At 46.0% G+C, this 22,596-nt stretch carries 20 protein-coding genes; 9 read left to right on the top strand and 11 right to left on the bottom strand.

All coding sequences use genetic code 11. The annotated features are described in order from the left end of the window. Nucleotides 1-51 precede the first annotated feature (51 nt). The 3 genes from NYE25_RS25460 to NYE25_RS25450 form a co-directional block, all read right to left on the bottom strand. Nucleotides 52-2,454 carry a transcription initiation factor TFIID gene (locus tag NYE25_RS25460; protein WP_341147158.1) on the bottom strand — a complete coding sequence of 801 codons (2,403 nt, stop codon included), beginning with the start codon at nucleotides 2,452-2,454 and terminating at the stop codon, nucleotides 52-54. 4 nt (nucleotides 2,455-2,458) lie between these two features. Continuing rightward, entirely contained in the window at nucleotides 2,459-5,848 is a 3,390-nt protein-coding gene (locus NYE25_RS25455) for a tubulin-like doman-containing protein (RefSeq protein ID WP_076299116.1), read from the bottom strand. 61 nt (nucleotides 5,849-5,909) lie between these two features. Further along, nucleotides 5,910-7,727 carry a vWA domain-containing protein gene (locus tag NYE25_RS25450; protein ID WP_341147157.1) on the bottom strand — a complete coding sequence of 606 codons (1,818 nt, stop codon included), beginning with the start codon at nucleotides 7,725-7,727 and terminating at the stop codon, nucleotides 5,910-5,912. A gap of 205 nt (nucleotides 7,728-7,932) precedes the next feature. Here NYE25_RS25450 and NYE25_RS25445 point away from each other — a divergent pair, with 205 nt between their 5' ends. The 3 genes from NYE25_RS25445 (at nucleotide 7,933) to NYE25_RS25435 (ending at nucleotide 10,913) form a co-directional block, all read left to right on the top strand. Next, nucleotides 7,933-8,085 carry a hypothetical protein gene (locus NYE25_RS25445; protein ID WP_155986556.1) on the top strand — a complete coding sequence of 51 codons (153 nt, stop codon included), beginning with the start codon at nucleotides 7,933-7,935 and terminating at the stop codon, nucleotides 8,083-8,085. Beyond that, nucleotides 8,078-9,004 carry a hypothetical protein gene (locus NYE25_RS25440; protein WP_341147156.1) on the top strand — a complete coding sequence of 309 codons (927 nt, stop codon included), beginning with the start codon at nucleotides 8,078-8,080 and terminating at the stop codon, nucleotides 9,002-9,004. Before NYE25_RS25445 ends, NYE25_RS25440 begins: the two co-directional genes overlap by 8 nt. A gap of 130 nt (nucleotides 9,005-9,134) precedes the next feature. After that, nucleotides 9,135-10,913: a hypothetical protein gene (locus tag NYE25_RS25435; RefSeq protein WP_341147155.1), complete on the top strand. Its 1,779-nt coding sequence runs from the start codon at nucleotides 9,135-9,137 to the stop codon at nucleotides 10,911-10,913. A gap of 96 nt (nucleotides 10,914-11,009) precedes the next feature. Here NYE25_RS25435 and NYE25_RS25430 read toward each other — a convergent pair whose 3' ends face one another. Further along, a complete protein-coding gene (locus tag NYE25_RS25430) occupies nucleotides 11,010-11,564 on the bottom strand; it encodes a pyridoxamine 5'-phosphate oxidase family protein (RefSeq protein ID WP_341147154.1) in 555 nt (184 codons plus the stop codon). 534 nt (nucleotides 11,565-12,098) lie between these two features. After that, nucleotides 12,099-12,584, bottom strand: coding sequence for a GyrI-like domain-containing protein (locus NYE25_RS25425; RefSeq protein WP_341147153.1), 486 nt, complete (start codon nucleotides 12,582-12,584; stop codon nucleotides 12,099-12,101). 150 nt (nucleotides 12,585-12,734) lie between these two features. Between NYE25_RS25425 and wrbA the strand changes: the two genes are divergently transcribed. Continuing rightward, nucleotides 12,735-13,376: an NAD(P)H:quinone oxidoreductase type IV gene (gene wrbA, locus NYE25_RS25420; RefSeq protein WP_076299112.1), complete on the top strand. Its 642-nt coding sequence runs from the start codon at nucleotides 12,735-12,737 to the stop codon at nucleotides 13,374-13,376. Between the two features lie 85 nt (nucleotides 13,377-13,461). On the opposite strand, the gene NYE25_RS25415 is transcribed toward wrbA, so the two are convergent. The 5 genes from NYE25_RS25415 to NYE25_RS25395 all read right to left on the bottom strand — a co-directional run bounded on the left by NYE25_RS25415 (nucleotide 13,462) and on the right by NYE25_RS25395 (nucleotide 16,531). Next, the gene (locus tag NYE25_RS25415; protein WP_445667151.1) at nucleotides 13,462-14,460 is read right to left on the bottom strand and encodes a Gfo/Idh/MocA family protein; all 999 of its coding nucleotides are present in this window, start codon (nucleotides 14,458-14,460) and stop codon (nucleotides 13,462-13,464) included. A 44-nt stretch (nucleotides 14,461-14,504) separates the two neighbouring features. Then, a complete protein-coding gene (locus NYE25_RS25410; RefSeq protein ID WP_341147152.1) occupies nucleotides 14,505-14,858 on the bottom strand; it encodes a DUF1648 domain-containing protein in 354 nt (117 codons plus the stop codon). Between the two features lie 34 nt (nucleotides 14,859-14,892). Then, entirely contained in the window at nucleotides 14,893-15,219 is a 327-nt protein-coding gene (locus tag NYE25_RS25405) for a nucleoside triphosphate pyrophosphohydrolase (RefSeq protein ID WP_341050147.1), read from the bottom strand. A 37-nt stretch (nucleotides 15,220-15,256) separates the two neighbouring features. Continuing rightward, on the bottom strand, nucleotides 15,257-15,652 hold the full coding sequence (gene mutT, locus NYE25_RS25400) for an 8-oxo-dGTP diphosphatase MutT (RefSeq protein ID WP_341147151.1): 396 nt from the start codon (nucleotides 15,650-15,652) through the stop codon (nucleotides 15,257-15,259). Between the two features lie 165 nt (nucleotides 15,653-15,817). Continuing rightward, nucleotides 15,818-16,531, bottom strand: coding sequence for a YceI family protein (locus NYE25_RS25395; RefSeq protein ID WP_341147150.1), 714 nt, complete (start codon nucleotides 16,529-16,531; stop codon nucleotides 15,818-15,820). 149 nt (nucleotides 16,532-16,680) lie between these two features. Here NYE25_RS25395 and NYE25_RS25390 point away from each other — a divergent pair, with 149 nt between their 5' ends. The 4 genes from NYE25_RS25390 to NYE25_RS25375 all read left to right on the top strand — a co-directional run bounded on the left by NYE25_RS25390 (nucleotide 16,681) and on the right by NYE25_RS25375 (nucleotide 21,050). Then, on the top strand, nucleotides 16,681-17,361 hold the full coding sequence (locus tag NYE25_RS25390) for a response regulator transcription factor (RefSeq protein ID WP_042193322.1): 681 nt from the start codon (nucleotides 16,681-16,683) through the stop codon (nucleotides 17,359-17,361). Further along, nucleotides 17,349-18,764, top strand: coding sequence for a HAMP domain-containing sensor histidine kinase (locus NYE25_RS25385; protein WP_341147149.1), 1,416 nt, complete (start codon nucleotides 17,349-17,351; stop codon nucleotides 18,762-18,764). Before NYE25_RS25390 ends, NYE25_RS25385 begins: the two co-directional genes overlap by 13 nt. A gap of 69 nt (nucleotides 18,765-18,833) precedes the next feature. Continuing rightward, complete coding sequence (locus NYE25_RS25380; RefSeq protein WP_341147148.1) at nucleotides 18,834-19,325, top strand: hypothetical protein; 492 nt, start codon at nucleotides 18,834-18,836, stop codon at nucleotides 19,323-19,325. Nucleotides 19,326-19,592: 267 nt separating this feature from the next. After that, nucleotides 19,593-21,050: an amidase family protein gene (locus NYE25_RS25375; protein ID WP_341147147.1), complete on the top strand. Its 1,458-nt coding sequence runs from the start codon at nucleotides 19,593-19,595 to the stop codon at nucleotides 21,048-21,050. Between the two features lie 85 nt (nucleotides 21,051-21,135). On the opposite strand, the gene NYE25_RS25370 is transcribed toward NYE25_RS25375, so the two are convergent. Next, nucleotides 21,136-21,693, bottom strand: coding sequence for a DUF1273 domain-containing protein (locus NYE25_RS25370; RefSeq protein WP_042185074.1), 558 nt, complete (start codon nucleotides 21,691-21,693; stop codon nucleotides 21,136-21,138). Nucleotides 21,694-21,869: 176 nt separating this feature from the next. On the opposite strand from NYE25_RS25370, the gene NYE25_RS25365 reads away from it, so the two are divergent. Next, entirely contained in the window at nucleotides 21,870-22,535 is a 666-nt protein-coding gene (locus NYE25_RS25365) for a hypothetical protein (protein WP_341147146.1), read from the top strand. Nucleotides 22,536-22,596: the final 61 nt, after the last annotated feature.

Raw genomic sequence — 22,596 nt, 5'->3', positions numbered from 1 at the left:
CACAAAGTGCAATAAAGAGACTCAAAGTGAGGGTACCCATCTATTACGCCATCAGCGCATCTCGGGAAGCTGCTCTTCACTCACCCCATGAAGCTGATAGCCATTCTGAGCATAGGTTTCATAATAAACCTTACCATTACGGTAATAGAGCAGGTCTTCTAAATGGAAACCACCCATCAGATTTAACTTCTCCACTCCGCTCCTGCGCTGTTCATGCACAAAGCCTAAGCGATAAATGCGGGTCGTCTCATCCACACCAAATGCATAGCGCAGGAATTCAGATGCGCTGTCTCCGAAGAAATATTTTTCCTCATGACGATGCTCTTGCGTGTATTCGAACAGTCGAACATTGATCGTCGCGCTATCCTCCAGATTATGGTACAGACGCTTGAACAATTCTTCCTTGGATAGAACCTGACGGTTCTCATAAGCAGCCGCAACATTTGCACGCCGCAGCAATTCTTCTTCGAAAGATATAGCAAACGGATCAGCCGTTAATATTTCCCGCTGACAAATGCCAATCAAACGCTCCGCTACCGCTTCTTTGCCTTGCTCTAAAAGCTTAGAAATGCTACCCATGTACTTGTCACTAAAGAATATTCCTGGCCCACGCCGGGTCTCGATCTCTTTCATTACTTCTTCTGTGACAACTCGATAGTATTCCATCACGTTCTGGCCAGTGGTTTCGTTCGTTCGCCCAATGCTGTCCATCACAGTAATACGTAGCTCTTCTTCGAGCGTCTCCATAGCTTTCACACGGGCCACACATTCCACGTGAAGCTGCTCAAGCGCAGATTCCAAACGACTGCACAGCGCAAGCTCACTTTCCATACATAATAGCTCATATTTTTTGCCATATACCGCAGAGAATAAGTAATGAATGAAGTTGCGTACCGTTCGTTTGTCAAAAAGCGGCACACGCTGGAACGGTTGGCGCTCCACACTTTCCGCATAAAGATCCTCAAGCTCATCCTGCGCGGAGACAAGTGCTGAACGCAATCCAGTCATATGCTGACGCAAAGCATGCAGCACACTGCCACCCTCATCGCGATCAGCTGTCCACTCCGCAAGCTGATAGAATGTTACTGCTGGCGTAGCTGTTTCCTGTGCCGCCAATAGGGTGCGCCATCCACGAAGAGGATGAATACCTTCTACTCTCCGGTTAGACTCTGCGACAAAATTATTACGGAAATAAGCTTCGCCCCCATCACCGAACAGCTGTTGTTCAGCTTCACGAAGTGACAACTGCTTCAGCTCATTGTAGGACGGACGTCCATGGCTCATTAGCCCCGTCATTTCACTAAGGCCGTCTTTCTCCGGGACTAGCTGCGCCCTATGCTCCCGCAAACTATCAGGATCCAGCCCTAATAGAGATTGACGCTCGCGCATAGTCCATGGACTACCCTCGCGCATATCCGCTGCAAGGCGCCGGAAGGCGTGATACAGCACGGCCAAGGCAATTTGGACATTAGGTCTTCTCACGCCAGAAAAGCCTGCGGAGGCGTAGCCTTGTCTTCCTGTGCTACCTCTAATACCGCTTTTGAAGGTCATATTGTTATAACCACCGTGTCCTGTAGCTTGATCAGAAGTCGGGCGGACACGATTCTTAAGTAGGCTAATATGGGAGATGATCTCATAGTTATCATCCATGCCGTGAGCCGACATCATGCCGCGCTCATTCTTATCGGAGAGCAGATACACAAGGTCAAATAAAGCGGAAGGACCATGACTTACTGGAATCGACAGACCATCCTCGGTTACAAGCAGCGGTGCATTAAACGTATAGTCCGTAGCTTGCATTCTGTCCAATTCACGCAGAAAAGCCAGCCCTACTGAGCTGGAATATCCAAAATTATCCCCTTGCTCCCGCTCATTGATTAAAGCGTAGAGATCCGTCTGTACCGACTTGAAGGACTGGCTGAGTATTGCTCGAGCCAGTAGTGTAATTTCTGGCAACAATACATTAAGCGGGTCATCGACCCGCGTAATGATAGAGAGATGGATCACGTCAAAAGATGAATATAGCCGTCCATAATCCGCTATACTGTTGCTCAGCCGCCGGATAACTTTATTCATGTCAGCAAGGTAACGTGTATCCTCATGAAACTTGCGGTATAGTTCATGACGCACAGTGCGTGGATCTGACCCTGCCATATCCGGCAAGGCCATGGCCAGCACCCGGTCTTTTCCTCCTGCATCAGAGCCCTTCTTACTTCTGTCTGTGTCCTCACTCTTCGTGCCTGACACAGCATGTAATGCCATAACACCGCCGGCGTTATCCCATTTTCGTTCGCAGCTATCCAGCACCGGACCGATGGCCGGAGCAACCTTGTCGCCTACGAACAGAAACAGGGCAGGGTAATGGATGCTGCTGCGTCCATCCCCTTTACTGCGCTGTGCCTCTTCCTGTACCGCATATTGTTCACCATAAGATAATGCCAGTGTTTTGATCATAGGCCTATTTCAACTTTCTGCGGATGCTGCCGAGTTTGCTAGTCATACTCTTGTAGAAACTATACATCTCATCGCCGCTCTCATACTCTACCCGTTCATACTCCAAGCTGTCGCGTGCTTCAAGGAAGGATACATACAGCCCTTCCAGCTTATAGAGCAATGGGGTTACGTCTTCAGCAGCAGTCATTTCACTCGCACGACGAGCTGCCTTACGCAGCAGAACGCTGCGGCTCTTCTCATCCAGCTCCCGGAAATGACGGTACACGGCATATTCCACGTAGCTACGTTCTTTCATCAAGTTGGCAAACGGCTCCCAAGCGTCCTCTTCTTCATCACGATCATAAACGTAGAGTGCGCCTTTCTTGATAATGCTGTCCGTATACAACGCCTCGATGAATTGGTCCATCCACTTGTCTTCGTCCAGATATTGATGGAGCAGCCCTTCAAGCTCCGTTGCTTTTGCAGTCAGCTCAGCATATTTGGCTAGCTCAACACGAACACGAGAAATCAGCTGCGGTGAACGAATTAGATTCTCCTGTGCCATTTCTTTGTTAATGCTGCCAAAAATATCTTTAATGCCTTCGCGTTCCAAGCCCTTCTCGCGCAGATTCTTAAGTTCATCAGCCGCCTTCTTCACTTCTCCGAGATTCGGACGTGAAGAATTTAACTGCATATCAAATCCACTCAATAGAGCATCCATATCAAATGGTTTCGTGAACACAACAGAGTATCTGTTGCTTGTGTTCTCGTCTACACCTTTTTCGATGATCACTCCGCTTGCCAACGCCTTTGCAAAGTCTGCACGCACACGTGCGTTATAATCACGTACACGAGAATTGACGTAGGTGTCACCCCATGATTTTTCCGGAATCGGAGAAGGCAGATACGTCCAGTTATTCTTATCCGTCATCACCAGATGGCGGCCGATCCCTTCCTTATCGAGAATGGTCCGCTCATAGTTCTCTTCAAACACCCGCAGCGGCGTGTATACGAAGAGTGGCACACCGTTGCGGGTGTTAAGCCAGAAAATACGGTTTTTCACTTGGCTTTCTTTGATTGTAAATTGTGATTTTCCAAGCGCATTATTCTGATAATTACGAATCCCTTTCAGGATGCCAGGTGCTTTAACAGGTACGGAAACGAAGCCCCATGATGGGAAATGCAAGCTGCCCGAGCTGTTGCTAAGGTGGAAGGTAGGCACAGCCTCTTCGTCCAATTTACCGGCAATAATCCGCTCTACGAACTTATCCAGCGGCTCTTCATGGCCGAATTTCATCACAAGGAAATCTTCCATCGAACGGGTGATCAGATCCCCGAACTTATCACTAAGGAACTCTGAAATCGAGCGAACGATATCAATCTCCTGTTCCTTAACCCAACGTCCGGAATGCTTCAGCATTTCACGGGTGAAGTCGCGAATCAAGTCGTCGCCGTCCTTCTGATCCATGATTTTGGAGATCGTCGCCGAAATATCCGGCACGTTAACAATGTTCCAATAATAAGTTTTGTTTCCTTTATAATCCGCTTGCTCTTCACCATTGATAAGGATGTCCCCATTCTTGGCAAAAATCGAGCTAAGCGCACTAAGAATCTCCGTAAACACACCATAAATCCGGCTGTTTTCATCGTTTAAGAGCTCGTATAAGTCCTCATAAAATTGAATCATTTGCTCAGTACGTTCTACATCGGCATGCAGCCAATACTCATTGATTTTAGCGTCAATATAGGCATTTTTCTTCTTCTCTTTGGATACAAAAGCACTGCGTGCATCGCTCAGCTTCTCATCCGCACTGTCCTGTGCCGTCTCGATATCGCGTGGCAGACGCAGCAAGCTTTCACGTAAAGCCTCAATATAAGACTGAATCAGCTTCAAAATACAGAAGCCCTTCTCGGTGTACAGCAGGCGGGAAACGTAGAACGGCCCTTGCTCTGGGTGCAGGAAGATGCGCTCCAGCTCTTCACTGAAACGTCCAACAATTTCGCCAGGCAGCTGCTTTTTCGATTTAATATATTCCTCACGGGCACGAGCCAGGAAGTTCTGCTCCAGCTCTGTATCCATACTTACCACTTGATTCTTGACTACATTGGCATGACTCAGGCGTTCGCTGTTCTCGTAACCTGGCAATGGCTCAGGCACTCGGGATTCAAAGGTTTTAATCATACTGTCGAGATCAATCCCAAGCTTACGTGCGAATTTCTCTACATCCTCTTGACCAGGCGCCTGCTGGAACATTTTTTCCATTTTATCAAACAAACGGAAGGCCAGATAAGTCGTCATTTCCTCAATCGGAAGCACGGCAGACGAGGCACCGATAATGTTGTACTCATAGTTAGCTGGATAAGTCTTATTCATCTGCGCAATATTGGTGCGGATATTACTGATATAGTCATGGATGGCGAATTCTTCGCCAGACGCTTTTTCTTCACTCGCCATAAAGTTCGTGATGTTCTCAGCTGTTACATTCATACAGTAATCATACGCATTCTCTAGCAGTTTACCTTCGGTATTCGTTGCAGAGATCAAATGGCATAGATTAAATGGAGCCAACGGTGAATTTACCGTTAAAATATTTCCGTATTGCTGCTGGAATCGCTCGCCACGGCTGTCCACATTCATCCAGTAATCCAGCTCTTTTAGCGCCGCATAACCGTTCTTGCGAATATATTCACGCGTGTGCTCGCTTAGGCTTTTATTAGACAGGTTCACGTCCGGTGTAAAGAGATAACCCAGAGTGTTCACACGGTCAATACCGGCTGATCCATAATCACGTTCAATAATACCGCGTACGATATAGGCAATATCAAGGAACGCTCCACTACCTGTACCCCCTGACAGACCTGTCAAAAGGAAGACCATCAGCTTTTTGTTCGTGCCTACGGATAAGGTCTTGATCTTCTTATCAATCGCTCCTACAACCTGATTAATCTTGGTGAACAAGAGCAGACGTCCAGCCTGCCGCACACCAGCGGCACCGTTCATACCATCTGTGATACTCAGCTCGGGTGACAGCCAATCCGTGATGTACGAATCAAGGATACTGCGGTTCTGCAGCAATCCGCCGATTTCAGCATTCGCCAGCAATACAAATTCATTCTGTGGATCGAGTCCGATCCCTTTGTATTTTTTTCCGCGATCCTGTTCATTCGTTTCAAAAGCTAGAAACTCTACATTATCCGGCTTGTCCCGCTTCTTCTTGGATATCGGATCTTCCGGCAGCTTAAAGCGGCGGTTAATCTGATATTTAAGACGCAGCAGGGCATCAATGCCCGTGCCGCCTAGTCCAATAATCAGGATCGGATTATCAATCGTATCCACCCTGATTTTATCGCTGACAATCCCGCCGCCTAGTGATACATCCAATTGCTGTATATGCTCTCTTACTACTGGTTTCATATGCTTTATCCTCCTAAAAGTTTTGCGGAAGCTGTACTTCAGATTTCTTGCAAAACCACTTCTATACTAAATATTCGAGATAAATCGTCTTATCTACCGTGTGCAGGGACACTGAAACGCGGTCACCACTCTTCAGCTCAAGACCACGCGAGGCATCCGCAGCACGTCCGGATCTCTCTACAGTAATACCTTCTCCACTGCGTAACAGCAATCGGTCATTCTTAGCTGGTGTGAAAATAATGCTCTCGCTTTCCTTCAGCTCAGGCGCTAATTGCAGCAGCTGATGAAGGGTGAACTTGCCTCTGAATCCAGCAAGTTTCTTATATTGTGGGTAGGTCTTCTCACCCGTATTGCCGTCTTTAACCTCAATTACCAGCTGTCCAACAAAACCACGTGCCGATTTCTTATTCAGAACATACCATGCGGCAGCGGCTGCCAACACCAGAAGAATACCACCAATAATGTAATACAAGGTATTGGACGAAGCTTCTTTCAGAGGTTCTTCTTTGCCCGTTCCTGTCGAAGGACTGGTAGTTGCAGCGCCACCTGCCTTCGCGCTGATTTTTACAGGAGCACTTTCACGATAGAAACTGCTTTCCTCTGCACGAACCTTCAGCTCATAGTCATGGCTTTCTTTTACCTCGAAGGTGCCCTTAAAAACATCCCCGGAGTTATCCAGTTCGATTTCTTGCACATCACCTGTATCGATATCTGTAGCAAGCAGTACCGCCTTCATATCTTGATACAAATTACTGAGTGTTACCTGAGTACCGTTGCTGAACAGATGCGAGGTGATGTCGATTTTATCACCCTTTTTATAGGTTGCTGATGGCAGCGCATCGATCTTAAGCTCCAGGTCATAGTTAAAGACTAGATTAATATCAATCTTATCCTTTGGCACACCTTTAACCTGAAGCTTCCAATCTCCTTCCTGCGGTGACAGTAGCTTAATCAAGCTATAAGTAGAAGACTTGGACAGCAGGACATTGTTTGAGGGGATCGCAACTTCTTTCCCTGACGGGTCCGTTAATTTCGCGGTCACAGGCTGTGACGACATAATTGAGATATTGGCTTCCAAAACACTGCCGTTAGGCACGTTAACGGTCACATCCTGATAATCCCCATTTGCAGTGATCGACTGCACAGGTACTACCTTTAGCTTCAGATGACTAGCAAAAATTTCACTAAGTATTTGCGGAAGATCATCTGCGGAGTCCGTCGAAAATGCTTTACCACCTGTCTCAGTGGACAGATCAGCGAGTTTCTGTTTATTCAGCTTGCCGTCTGCATTAAGCCCAATCGTATAAATGGGATAGCCATTCTTCTTGGCAACCTCCACAGCGGCGTTCAGTTCTTTATCCGATTCGCTTTGCGTCCGGCCTGTTGTTTTGTTGAAATCGTTATTGCCGTCAGCTAGCATTACGATGATTGGCTCATGTTTCGGATCGCTACCATTCTGGAGCACCTTCACAGCTTCTTCCACACCGACAGCAATGTCGGTATAAGCTCCACGGTCCAGTCCATCAATAAAATCCTTCAAATCCTGTTTATCTGTCTCTGAGTTAATTTCCAGCAGGGCCTTCTCCCGCTGTACCTTGTCGGTATAGGCAACAATACCTACTTTATCACCTTGGGTGGATAGCATATCTATGAACATTTTCATCGCTTCGTTCGCGACTTTATTCTTGTCACTAGTCTTCATGGAGTTGCTGACATCGATAAGAAGCACCGCATCAATGTGAGATTGCGCCGACGTTGCCGCATAGGCCTGAACCGCTGCAAAAGGCGAGGCAGCTAGACAAAGAGCCAGGAGCAATGCCGGAAAGATACGTAGAAAGAGAGTCTTGGTTGTTCTAATACTTTGATATTTACGAAGCATAAATAGGGCTCCTCTTGTGTTATATTAGGCACATATGACAGCTTCAGCACTGTCGCTAAAATCTGTAAATAGTATGCCATTATGATATAATTAAACCTTGTAAACTTCAACTTTAGGACCGCCGGACCAAAGTAGCAATGATGCATAGAGTTATCATTCTATGAGACATCCGGTCTGCAAGGCGTCCATGAGAAAGGACTGTTCCATGATTTCATACGTCATTCTTGGGATTACGTTCCTAATTGCCGTAATTCAGATTTCCATTTATGCCGCACATCAGCGCAAACCACTGACACGTGATGATATTAACGATCGACTGCTAGCCGCTTTGAACGGAGGCGATAAAGGCCGTGAATAAGAAAAGACCCGTTACCTTCCGGCCTTTCAAGGCCCCGCGTTACGCTTATGACAAGCTTCGTATTTGTCGCCACTGCGGACAATACACCGCTCTCGGTGAAGATCGATGCACCAAATGCAGTAAAGACTCACTTATTACGGTAGAAAAGCAAGCTGCATCTATTGCAGGAAGAAAAATGCATACGCGCCTCCTATTCATCTTACTGCTTACACTAGCCTCCGTCTATTTTGGGAATAGCATAGAGCAGATGATGTTATGTGGTGCCGGAGGGATTCTCCTCGCTGGACTATTGTACTATACGCAGCGAAAAGCACGGCAGAACGAGAATCTTCGTTCTCTTAACGAGCTGCTTGGACGAGGGATTGGCATCATCAAAGAGGGACTGGAGATCAACCGTCAGGAGGCTGTCTCCGTACTCCGTGAGGATGATGTGCTTGCCTACGAGAAGCTACGCGAACTCTCCATCCTGCTTCGTGGTGACCGGATCGCACGTCAACGTATCGCCTTGCTGCATGGATTTTTGCTTCGCAAAGATATGGATTTAGAACTGGAGCAGCTTCTTCTTAAGGATTTCGAGCCGCTACTAGCCGAATATATCGGCGAGATCGCTAAGGTCCGTCCTGATCTGATCAAAGATCGTACACTGCGATACGTAAAGAACTATGAAGTAGAAATTCGTCATATGAATAATGGTATGACCATCCTTACGGGAGTTGCCGGAGCTGCAGTAAGAATGAAGCGTTATACCCTGCTCTATTCCAATATGATCGGCCGATACGTGCAAGATCTGCCTAAAGACCGCTTTATGCGGTTATCCAAACTCATTGCTGCGAATCCCCATGAACCATGGAATGGCTTGGACCAAAGAGTAGCGGACATTCGTGAAGCCAAATACCGCTGGGACCCGGAAGTTCAATAGACATTCTTATATTTCAAGAAGAAACGGCATTGGCATCTTATTGATGGCAATTGTTCCTCGGTGAAATATAAGGATAAAGAATGATGTGAAACTATGCTTTCTTATATTTTGAAAAAAGAGGCTACTCTATATGACGTTCAAACAATTAATAACCCTGCGAAACTTTATGATCATTTTGTGTATAAGTATGTTTGTGATGCTTGGACAGAAGGTTTTTCTCATCGCCGACAAAATACAAATAACCAAGGAAGCCGACCGTCTCTATGCTGCTGGCGATCTGATAAGTGCAGAGAATCAGTATCACCTAGCGGCGGCAAACCATTCCATTCTTTATATGGAAGAAAAGGTTGCGAAGCGACTTGATGAGCTGTCACCAATCACGGCCATCCGCCAAGGTTTGAAGGCCTTGGTATCTTCCGCTAAAGCACAAGCTGCGACTAAAGATTTCACCGGATTTATGAAAAGTTATGATACTCTCCTCAGCTTAAAAGCTACATATATGAAGCCCGGTGGTCCTTATGAATCCTATTATCGCCAGTTATCGACCGATTCAGGCATTTCTGACCAGTTCACAACCTACTTCCGAGAATTTAAGGAGCAGTTTCTTACCGAACTTGCTCAGAGCCAAGACGGAAACAAGAGTGAAGAATACACTTTTAAATGGAATCTGTTGCAGATTCCCGATGCCTATTACGGAAGCGCTGCATCCAAGGAGGAGTTGCTAGCCTCCAAGTTCAAAAGTCATGATACAGCTAAACTAAAAGCCTTAGCAGGCACAGGAAACTTTACAGGCATGCTGGAGAGCACCCTCTCCATGATGAATGCTTACAGCCAGCATAGTTACGAAGCGCCATGGGTACTTGGGCAGGCAGAAAGTAGCGGAAAGATCATCCTGAACAAAGATCTAGAGAGCGATAACATCACCGCCTTTGCTGGGCATGCTGTTGCTTATCGTAATTTTGCAGGATCGGCAGGGATTACTTCATCTAAAGTACTAACCTTAGTAGATACTAGTAAAACTAAACTACTTAAAAATGCCAAGCGCATGACCAGTAAAGGTCAATATGCTGAAGCTATTCAGCTATACAGTGATCTTGCTCCGTTAGAGGATACTTCTTCAATCATTGCCGTTACAAGATTGGCTTGGAATATTGCCGAGCCTGTGCGCCTTCTCCCGGGCGGTGAAGAGCAAGGCAGATATGGGAACGTCATCTCCAGCAAGGGACTACACGATAAGAAGGTCATTGTGGCTGGAACGGATAGCAATGGTGTCCTCTATTATGCAGCAATGAATAGCGACGAAAGTGTCATAACTTTAACTGGAAATATTTTACCGAAATTCGAGAGTCTGCGCAGTCTAACTTTTAATGACCAGCTTACTGCCTCTTCAGATTCTGGTGCCCCTGTGGTTCTAGCTGAATCTGAGGTCGAAGGTGGACGTACCCTTTTTACAGCATATGAAATGAAATCGGATGGTATTTCGCAGTTGTTTTCAGTGTCTGGAGATAGCTATGAACTGCAGTCCGTTGATTCCTTACTCGTATCTAACGCGGATCTCGGAGACGGTGTCGTTGGACAGACGGCACGTTATCGTAAAGCAGATGGCAGCTATCAATTTGCTGAGATTGTTCAGGAGTATGCGGTAATTTCAGCTTCCGATGTAGCGCTTCATCCTTTTGAAAAGGTATCTTTTCACTGTGAAATCGTCGCAGATAACTTCGGTAATAAGCTGGCTTACTCGAATGGGGTTTATATTTTGCTTCAAGGAGACTTGGGTTCCGTTACAGGTAACGCGTTAGTTAGTGGTCAATATCAGAACGGTTATCAGCTTGTTGGAACGGACATGGGAGAGCAATATGTGCCTGTGTTTGTGGTGGAATCCGTGGGTAGTATGAGTTTTGGACAGTAGAATATATGAGATAACTGCTTAGTCGAATTGAGAGATCGCTCATCGTGACGAATGTGAAACTTTATATATACATGAACCTTGGATCACCATGTCCGCTTAGTTTTTTTGTCCAAGGGGTGTCGGTAGCCCGTCTATACTTGTGGTGTTCTTCTCTTGTCTATATTCTTTCAGACCTGCTTCGCCCTTTTGGATAGACCAACGTTGTAACGTATCTCGCTCACCATCATAACTCATGAATGGGACCGAAAATCCGCAGGAAGTCTGTACCTTATGAACATCAATTAAAATGATCTGTCTAGCTCCAGGCAGAGGTGTAAAAATAGGGTACAGTGCTTCCCATTCAAATGAACCAGGCAGGATTACTGTCCCTGTTCCATACAGTCTCAGAATGTTCGGCGGTCCTTCAAACGCACAAAACATAACCGTCACTCTTCCATTTTCCAGCAGATGCGCGCTCGTCTCATTACCACTACCGGTCATATCGAGATAAGCCACTTGATTAGGAGACAAAATCCGCAAGCAATCATGACCCTTAGGTGACAGGTTAACATGCCCTTCTTCAGAAAGCGGCGCTGACCCTACGAAAAAAAGATGCTGCCGAAGAATAAACTCCTGATGTGCAGGTAATATAGCCGTGAATTGTTTTCCCATTTGGTGTTCTCCGTTTCATTTTGGTTTGTGTGTGATTTGTTGGGTGGGACTGTCATGCTCCATTGAACATATTAACTCAACCAGCTACTTCGTCTACACTTCCTTAGTTCAACTCCATCAAAATTCATCCACTTCACTCAACAAGTTATTTCATTTACACTCCACTTGCTCCATCTCCTTCCAAACGGTTTGGAGCATCATTAGAGTAAATGTAGGGTATTTTTACCCTTGAAGATTGCTACTTCGGCTAGACGCAGCTAATGTGGGAGATTTTCACCGTTCTGTTGCACCACTTCGGTCTAACACAGCGAATGGTACGAATTTTTTTCCGTTTACTGGTTAACAACACATCCGCATTTAAATATGAAGCGTATTTACTCATTCCTTCTATTGATATATATTCGTTTTAATCGTTGAGTAACCCTTCACCCTCACCCAAGGGATTCAGCTCATCCGCGAAAAAAGGAACTGCCTCTCGGCAGCCCCCAAATCCCCACGAAACATTTCTTTTAGCTAAAATATCTTTCACCCGATCTACTCAATCGCAATATAAATCTCAACCTGTGTGTTAGCAGGATCAAAATTCCGCGAATCGTAAATTTCAAAATCGCCCGTATAAGTTCTTATCTCTGTAGAGCCCTTAAAATACGTCCAAATCTCCCCCCAAGCTTGCGAGACTACTTCAAATACCGGACCTTTTTTCGTCGTAAAAACCATATACTTGCTCTCTGGAACAGCCGCACTCACGATGCCGCTATCCGCTAAATGTCTCTCCCCAGCCACTTCATGCCCAATCACAACGGTATATGCACCCGACGCATCACTCTCATAATCTGTATACAAGGCATAGATATACTCAGGTTTAACCGTATCCATCTGCCCCGCAATATTACTTTGGAAATACGTTTCCCACAGCCGCGACAAGCCCCCATCAGGACCTATTTCCACTTCATTTGTCGTACGTATGCTAACCCCAGCCAAGGTCATTTTCGGTTTTTGTACAAAATAAGTATTCATCATTATCCCTCATTTCATGTGATTGAGTTCAGTATACACAGGAGAAGTGGACATCTGTCTGTCTAGTTAGAGTAGAATCATCGATTTGGGTTATAAAAGCATCATTGGGGTAATTAATAGTATGGAACTACACTCGAAGGGAATGACTACAGCATGTCAAAAATCAAATTAGCCGTCATCTACTACAGTGCCACAGGAACTAACTACCAGCTAGCACAGTGGGCCGCGGAAAGCGCCGAGAAAGCAGGAGCTGAGGTAAAACTGCTGAAGGTGCAGGAACTGGTTCCCGAGGACAAAATTGCGGCAAATCCGGCGATGAAGGCCCTGGCTGAGAAGACAAAAGATATCCCCGTTGCAACACCTGATGATATTGTGGAGGCTGATGCGATTATTTTCAGTTCTCCAACCCGTTACGGTAACATTGCTTCTCAAATGAAGCAGTTCATTGATACAACCGGAGGGATTTGGGGCAAAGGACTCACCGTAAACAAAGTCGTCAGCGCCATGAGCTCAGCACAGAATCCACATGGCGGACAGGAAGCAACGATCTTGGCACTCTACACATCGATGTATCACTGGGGAGCGATTGTCGCAGCACCAGGTTACACAGATCCCGTCACATTTGGAGCGGGAGGCAACCCGTACGGAACAAGCGTCAGTGTAGATGGAGACGGTAAAATGATCGAAGAGCAGGATCGGATCCGTGATGCTGTTTTTCATCAAGCGAAGCGTACTGTTGAAGTGGCTGGATGGGTCCAAGCAGGCAAAAGTAAAAACGCCAATAGTCAGAACTAGACGCCCACCTTCGATCGATATATCAAACACCCCTCGGAGCTACCTACGTAGCATATAAATCGAGGGGTATTATTATTTTTAAAAATTACTCTCCAGGATACTTAAGACCCCACTGCGCACGTACTTGATCCAGCAGTTGCAGAATCGCTAACGACTCATCCAGTGACATCACAGGACTCTCTGTAAATCCCGCTTGTAGACAACGCCCTACTTCCTCCGCTTCAAAACAATATCCAATAGAAGCTCGATCATCCACAAAGCTCTCTACCTTCTCATCCCCTATATAAAGCGAAGCAGATTTCGGGTTCACTAACGTCCCTTCAACAATAATACGGCCCTCTGTTCCAAACACATGTGCTTCCTCCAGCGTATTAAGACGAATACCCCCGTTCAACGAAGCGGTTTTCCCATTGCCATAATCCAGCAGCATGGAGAAATGCTCATCCACTCCAGTCTCACCAATATGCACCGTACTAGAGATAGATTCAGGATGAGGTCCAAACACCATCGAGGCAAAAGAAACCGGATAAATCCCAACATCCAGCAGCGCCCCTCCGCCCAGCTTCAGATTCAGCAATCTGCTTTCCGGATTCCAGTCGGTGCGAAATCCTAAGTCTGCCTTCACCAAGCGAACTTCACCGATTCTACCCTCGGCGATCCATTCTCTAACCTTCACAATCGCCGGGATGTAACGACTCCACATGGCCTCCATCAGGAATAGCTTATGATCTCTAGCGTAGGCCACTACTTCTTCTAGTTCTCCGCTATTCACGGTAAAAGGCTTCTCACATAGGACAGCTTTGCCTGCACGTAGCGCCAATAATGCATTTTCTTTGTGAAAAGGATGTGGCGTTCCAATATATACCGCGTCTACATTCGGGTCATTTACCAATTCCTCATAAGTAGCATAAGCATGTGGTACTCCATGATCCCTCGCAAATTTATCTGCACTTTCCTGTGAACGCGAACCCACGGCATATGCCACGCCATTGCTGGCGTGAGCTAAATCAGTAACAAACTGATGGGCAATCCAGCCTGTACTGAGAATTCCCCATCTTACCTTGTAAGCGTTATCCATTTTCATTTGCATGTTCCTCCTAATCCTTCTGCTAAGCCTCTTTAATTCTATCAGACCATTCTAATAAATGTATAGGAACTGATGCCAGCAAACACCACCGTCACCACCAAAATAGCAATATTCCAGATCCTGCTCAAAGCCGCTGAATGCTCGTTCGAGCTCTGAATAAACGCTTTTTTCAAAAGGAACTGCAGGAGTTTCATGATCATAAATCCCAAACATCCAAGCCCGCTTTGCAAAATAACCTCCAGACTAGACTTACTTACAAATCTATCAGCCATGTTCCCATCGTAATGAATCGGGACCCTATCAGGCATTTTGGAATATAGGAATAAATAAATAGCTACAGGGATTAAGGCTACCACACCGCTTAAGATCATCATCAGTTTGGTTTTGGACAACATTAATAACCTCCTTATACAGAACAATAATCTCTAGTTATTCTCCTTCCACTTCAATTAAAAATATCCGTTCCTTAAATCCACCACGACGTTCAGCTTTCTCCGCACGAAGCTCCTCCAGCTCTGCGCTGTTACTTCCATGGGTCTCCGCCAGCGCTTGAATTACTTCCAGCATGTCGGCAAGCTCCTCTAGAGCTTCTTCATTACTCACTGCCCGAAAATACTCCTCCGACTCTTCTTTCAATTTTTTACGTAGTTCAGTTATGTATTCTTTGGACTCTAATATCCTTGTTTTAAAGTCTTTACCTTGAGAAGCTATCAGGTTGGGAATTCCGTCACGCACTAGCTTTTCATATACGGGCACTTAAGTTCTTCCTTTCTACTTGATGTTCAGACTGCCTTCACACTTGATTTGCCCCCACCATTAGCCGTTCTACAAAAGGAATATCTGCAGGAGCAAAAGTGAACTGACCGAGTTCAGCTGGAAGCATCCACCTATATTCATCGTGATCGACAAGATCAATTACACCTCCCTGATACCGGGCTTTCCAAGCAAACAGTCTGATCTCGACACTTCCATAGTTGTGCTCGTTCACGCCAAAGCTTTCATAGGGAAGGATTGTTATCCCCATCTCCTCCTGAAGCTCTCTTTGCAGACAATCTGCGATGCTTTCATCCTGCTCTATTTTGCCGCCAGGAAATTCCCACAGACCTGCCTGAGATTTACCTTGCCTGCGCCGAGCAATAAGAATCTGTCCTTCTTCATTATGTATAATCGCTGCCGCCACCTGAATCACAAGGAACACCTCCTTTATTGCTATTTATTAGACAGATACTTCTATTAAAACATACATTTCATTCCAAACCAAAGAGACTCTCCCAAAAGCTATTAGGCCCGGGAAAGTCTCTTCCGTAAAGTTTCTCTATAAATTCACAGCAAAGTCTTCTTTACGGAAAGACTGCTATTTCGTCAATACAAGCTCTAATCGAACCTCAAGATTGTTCTCAGTATCCAGCACAACGGTGTGTGGATTGCTTAAGCCAAAATCAGAAAAAGCCACTGTTGTTGTACCCGACAACATCAGCTGTCCACCACTGTACGCTGCTTGAGACTGGAAGGTAACGTCCTTTTCCACACCCTTCACTGTAAGCGTTCCTTGCATTTCAACCGGCACAGTGGCTCCTTCGGTCCATTCCGTTGGCAGCTCCGAGAATGATTTAACGACAAACGTAGATTGTGGAAATTCCGTAACGGCTAGAAAATCTTCCCCTTTTACATGCTCATCTCTTTGACCATTGCCAGAGTCCAGAGTGCTCATATCTACTGACCCTTCTCCAACCATCGAAGTAGAATCATCTATATTAACTTTCCAGGTACCTTGAACTTTGTTATCCACGAAGTTTACTGTTTCTTTAGAGGTGGTTACTGACCAATATACTTTAGAAGCATCCGTAACCGTCCAATCACCGTTTAATTGATCGGCTGTGACCGTCGCTCCTGCTGGTGCTCCAGTGTTATTCGTGCTTTCTCCATTACCGGCTGTTGTGGCTTGCCCTGGAATCACGGACTCGATCTGTACATTATTGCCCAGCGATTTATCCAGCAATGTATAACCTGTGACTACTCCTACGATAATGACTCCGGCAGCGATCAAGGCTATTCTTTTTCTCTTCATCCTGTTCCCTCCAATATTCAAAATATTCTGTATATTTTCAAGCTCGTCCCTCATTCTAACAAAGCAATAAGTCGGGAAGAAGTCAGAGCAGAGCGAGCTATGATGTGTTAAACTTGTCGTAATTTTATAGATTGGAGGACCACCACTTGATGAGATCCATTCTAATTGTTGAAGATGAGGAAGCTATCTCCAGGGTCCTCAGTGCCTATCTGAAAAAAGCAGGCTTCCATGTCACCCGTGTAGCCGACGGACGTGCTGCGCTGGAGTCTTTTGCTATAACACCTCCCTCATTAGTATTACTCGACATCATGCTGCCAAACATGGACGGCTTTGAACTGCTAAAGCTGATCCGTGAAAAAAGCAGCTGTCCCGTGATCATGCTCACCGCAAGGGACGGGATCAATGACCGACTAGCCGGTCTCGACGGTGGTGCGGATGATTATATGTCTAAGCCCTTTATTCCTGAGGAAGTGGTGGCACGCGTGAATGCTGTGTTACGCCGTCCTTCGCAGTGGTCCGATGGCAGCCGCAAACGGCATTATGGCAGTTTGTTTATCGACTTTACTGCACGAGCTGTCTTTTTAAACGGGGTTGAGCTGAGTCTTAGTCCACGTGATATGTCGGTCATGTTATTTCTGGCTGAAAGACCTAATCAAATATGTACTCGCGAGCAATTAATAGAACATGTCTGGGAGATGGATTACGAAGGAAGTGACCGAGCCGTGGACTTGTCTATCAAAAGACTTCGCCAAGCGCTGTCGCATTGGCCAGTAGATGAGGGGGAAATCCGTACCCTGAGAGGGACAGGATATCAATTATGGACAACCTAAAGAAAAGCAGCCCCAAACGTACTTCGATTCTCTCCTATTGGACGATTCGTTATCTGATCATCATTAGTGTTGGCCTCCTCCTAACTGCACTAACGACGTTCTGGTGGATCCAACAAGAAGCTATGAGTAACCGGATGCAGACTACTGGATTATTAGCACAGGAGATTGCCGACCGTAGCGTAAATCGTGAGGGTTCCATAGAGATCAGCCAAAATCTTGGAATGCTCATTGAAGACCGAAAACGATTCTTCAAGTTAACCGTAGAAATGTGTGTAATCATTACGGATCAGCAAGATCAAATGCTGTACTCTATGCCACCACTAACTGAAGATGAGATGAGGCATAAACTTAATGATAGTCTTAACGACTCTCGCAGTCCGGAGTTCAAAGCTGCAGTAGCGTCCATACAATCGGATGGGAAAACACTGGGACAGGTGATTGTCCTTCAATCCAAGAAATCGCTGAGGCATATTCCGCAGGAGGAGATCATTTTTTTCTCCATTCTTTTGCTATTTCTAATCATATTAAGTTGGCTAACCATTTACCTCTTGTCTCGCAAACTGGCAAAACCGATCCAGAAAGTAGCCAAAGCAGCCGCTCAAATCAGCCATGGCCGTTATGATATCGTTCTGGATAAGGATGCCAAAGAACGAGAAATCCATGAACTGATGTTGTCTTTTGAAGAGATGGCAGGCAAGTTACAACAATTTGAGCAGTCCCGTGCGGTTATGTTAGCCGGTGTATCCCATGAACTAAAGACACCAGTAACCTCTATTAAAGGCCTAATCCATGCCGTTCGTGAAGGGGTCGTGGAAGACGATGAGGCGGTGGAATTTCTAGATATTGCTTTGCAGGAAGCTGGACGATTGCAACGGATGGTTGCCGATCTTCTGGATTACAACGCACTGACTGCAGGAATCGTTTCTGTCCGTCACGATCGACTGGATGCAGTGCCACTGTTATCTGAAATCGTGTATCAATGGAAGCTGACACAAGCAGATGAAGTTGCGGAGCCTATGCTCCATATGCCAAGAACTCCCTTATTTTTGTGTGGGGACCCGCTACGTATCCAACAAATCATCGTCAATTTACTTAATAACAGTGTACAAGCCAAAGCCCCAGACCGAATGGTGCAGCTTACAGTAGAGCTGCTTGAACAGCAAGGTCATGGCATGGCGGAGATTCGTGTTCAGGATAATGGACTGGGCATCTCATCAAATCATAGTGAGCATGTCTTCGAGGCTTTTTTCCGGGGTAGCGACAAACAGAGCACACTACGTGGTCTGGGACTCGGTCTCACCTTCAGCCGTCTTTTGGCCGAATCTATGAACGGAAGCCTTGTGCTTGAGAAGCACTCCCAGGAAGGCTGTACCTTCATGCTGTCTCTGCCGCTTGATCACTAAAAAATAGTCTGCGGGCCATCGTCATGGTATAATCATGTGCACAATCACACCGAAAACCGGAGGCTGTATATGCTTACTTTTGAACAAAAATTAGCGATTCTCGACTCTTACCCCCAACTGGAACGTAAAAACGTATCCCTTGGGCGCGTGAACTATCACTACGAGGAAAGCCAGCATGATAAGAAAACCGTTGCTTACCACCTGCATCCTAATGGGAATGGTTATGTGTTCGCAGGCTTATTGCGGGGCTATGAGACAGATGATAAGGGCTTTGTGAACATTCGCGACTACTCGGAATCCGAGCTGCGGAGTCTGCTGGATGCCTCCATCACCTCACTGTCCATTTACATTCCGGACGTCCCTGTAGCCAGCAAAAGAAAGAAAAAGGCTGCGGCAACTGCCGACTCACTCTGGACTAATGATGAGGGCCATACCCTAACCCTGAAGCTTGAGGATGATTTATGGTATGTCTATGCCAACCTTAATCTAGAAATGGCCTTTGAGACCCTTGAAGAAGCTAAAGAATATTTAGCGGAAGAGGGATTTACAGCACAGGGGTAAGCAGGGGTAATAACAACTCCTATCAGAAAAAAAATAAAAAGAGGTGTCCTAACAGCCATTTGTTTTGGCGATTTGGACACCTTTTTTCAGTTGCGCGCTTGCAAGCTCTACCCAAAACTTCGCTAATAAAAAACATTAATATCCCCCCTAACTGCCGAGACCATCATTCAATAATTTGTAGTATAAAAAGAATACTACCACTAAAACCCAAATTATGGTTAGATGAAGGGGAAGCTATATCCTAAAGGGAAAGAAGCGTGAACGCACATGAGTTTTGAAATCGTAGAAGCCACTATACCGGAGATCCAAGCTGCATTAGAAGCCGGAGAACTTACGTCAAAACAACTAGTTCTCATGTATTATGAACGCATAGCTGATCATGACAAAAATGGCCTGACGATTAACTCTGTGTTGGAGATCAATCCGGATGCATTATTTATCGCAGAATCTCTAGATGTTGAACGTACGATCAACGGCTCCCGGGGACCCCTGCACGGCATACCTGTGTTATTGAAGGATAACATCAATACAGGGGATAAAATGCATACTAGCGCGGGCTCGCTGGCTTTGGCGAATTCTTTTGCCGGGGAAGATGCGTTTATAGTTACCAAACTGCGTGAAGCCGGAGCAATCATTATGGGTAAAGCCAATATGACCGAATTCGCCAATTTTATGACAACCGGCATGCCCTCCGGATACAGCTCCCGCGGCGGGCAAGTCCTTAACCCCTACAATATATCTACACCAACAGGTGGCTCCAGTGCTGGTTCCGCGGTAGCTGTCGCTTGTAACTTTTGTACAGTTTCTGTTGGCACAGAGACCTCGGGATCGATCCTTAACCCTGGTAACTTGGGCTCCATTATTGGCATTAAGCCAACCGTTGGACTGCTCAGCCGTTCGGGAATCCTTCCGCTATCCAATACACAAGATACTGCTGGCCCTATGGCCAGAACCGTTCGTGATGCCGTTCTGCTGCTAAACGCATTGCTCGGCAATGATACTCAAGATGCAGCAATGGGAACGAATATAGGTAGAATCCACAAGGATTACACTGTATTCCTAGACGAGAATGGCTTGCAAGGCGCCCGAATAGGTATCCCGCGTGATTATTATTTCGAGGAGCTGACAGAAGAACAACTTGCACTGTTCAATGCTTCTGTAGATAGAATGAGAGAGCTTGGAGCTACTATTATTGATCCTGCGGATATTAAGACCGCCCGGGAAATTAGTTATTCTTCTGTGGTATTGAATGAATTCAAAACAGCTTTGAACGCTTATTTATCTCGTTTGGGCCCTGGGGCACCGATGCGAACGTTGAAGGATATTATTGATTTTAATCATGCACATCCTGTGGAGACTTTGAGATATGGTCAAGCTACGTTAATAGATGCGGAATATACCTCTTCCGGCACACAAACCGAACCAAAGTATTTGCTGCACCGTGCGACTGACATAAAACTATGTAAGGAAGAAGGCATCGACGCCACCATGAAGGAGCACAATCTGGATGCCCTGCTGTTCCCCGCCGATTTCGGCGCCAGAATTACCTCCAGAGCAGGATATCCGTCCATCGTTGTGCCTTCCGGTTATACATCAGCCGGCGCCCCCTTCGGTGTAACTTTCTCAGCGAAAGCTTATCAGGAGCCTACACTCATCAAGCTCGCCTATGCTTATGAACAAAACTACAAGGTGCGAAAAGCACCATCGCTAAAGAGTTTTATCTGATCACTTCTTATATCAAAAAGCCCGTAAACGGTGATGGTCTCATTCACTGTTTACGGGCCTTTACTTTTCCAAAATCTACATATACTTACTCATAGTCACGTTGATTCTCTTCATCGGCAATATTCTGAATTTCATCAGAGTGAATTAGAAACAACTCATACTCTCCTTCAGCATGCAGCTTCAGCGCCCGCTCTTTAAAAAACTTCGGACTCCCCTCCGCTGCATCCTCATCATAAAAGAGCAATATTCCGTCACTTTTGCGGAACAACAAATCGTCTCTAGCCCGAAACTGCCAGCTACCGTCATAAGGAGCATTACTGACCGCCCCGAAGAAATCCGCACCCGCAATAATACGCCGATACTCGTTCTGCTTTTCTTCTTTCCATTTCTCTTCCTGACCAGTATGCGCTGTAATGATCCCAAGCTTCAAGTCCGGATATTGCAGCTTAAGTTCGCTCACCACTTCGCATGCCCACAGATCCACACCATACTGGCCGGGCGTAATCACCCATTCCACGCCTTCTTCAATCAAAGGTTTTAATCGGTTAGCTAGTGCCTTTTTAATATAAGGAATCCCTAGATGCTTATTGTCAAAAATACCGAGCTCGTGCGCACGATACCCTGTTACTAGTAAAGTCTTCATGTGCTGCCTCTTTCCTGGTCGTTGGCTTATCCTTTAAGTCTACATATTTGTTCATTATATAACATTTGCATATTTCATTTCTTTAGGCAAACTCTCAGCGGAAATTAAGCAAACTTTCAGAACTGTTTGTTATATTTCTCCTAATCTATCTTTAACCTACTAAGGAGGAATAAAAAATGAGAAAGTTCGTCCCTATTCTAATATCTGGAGGCCTACTCGCTTCTCTATTATTGGCTGGCTGCAGCGCGAATTCGGAGGCCGAAGGAACAACTGCTGCAAATGACCAAGCAGACAGGGGTTCAGCAGCCAAACAACCACAAGCAAACGGCGATCAACAGAATGGCGGACCTAATATGTCCATGAATTTCGGTAAGATTAAGAGTGTAAGCGATACTACCCTTACCATCTATAAATCGGACATGTCTATGCCCCCACAAGGTGCTGGAGAAGGTGACGGGCAGAACAGTCAAGGCGGTACCCCGCCGGAAAGACCTGATGGCGATCAAAGTACAGGAAATGGCGCTGCGCCCGAGGGTGGGATGCCACAAGGGGAAATGCCGGAAGGTGGCGGACAAGGCGGTGGGCCACAGGGAGGTAGAATGCAGCAAAGCTTCTCCGATGAAACCACAGACATTACGATTGATGCGGATACTAAAATCGTAGCGGTTACCTTCGACAATGGCACGCGTCAAGAAAATGCGATCACCTTAGCAGAACTGAAGGCTGATGATATTATCCAATACACACTTAAATCAGATTCCACCGTGGCGGAGAGCATTACATTAAGTAATGGCAATCTCGGTGGAGCTACTCCAGATGACAGCGCGAGCAGCAGCAGCTAATGAAATGCTGCACCACAAAAAAAGATCTCCGGGGACAAGTTGGTTCCCCGGAGATCTTTTT

Origin of the sequence: Paenibacillus sp. FSL E2-8871 (assembly GCF_038000345.1) — a bacterium.
Classification (GTDB): Bacteria; Bacillota; Bacilli; order Paenibacillales; family Paenibacillaceae; genus Paenibacillus_AQ.
The sequence above is the reverse complement of the archived record's forward strand: the minus strand, read 5'-3'. Positions and strand labels throughout refer to the sequence as shown.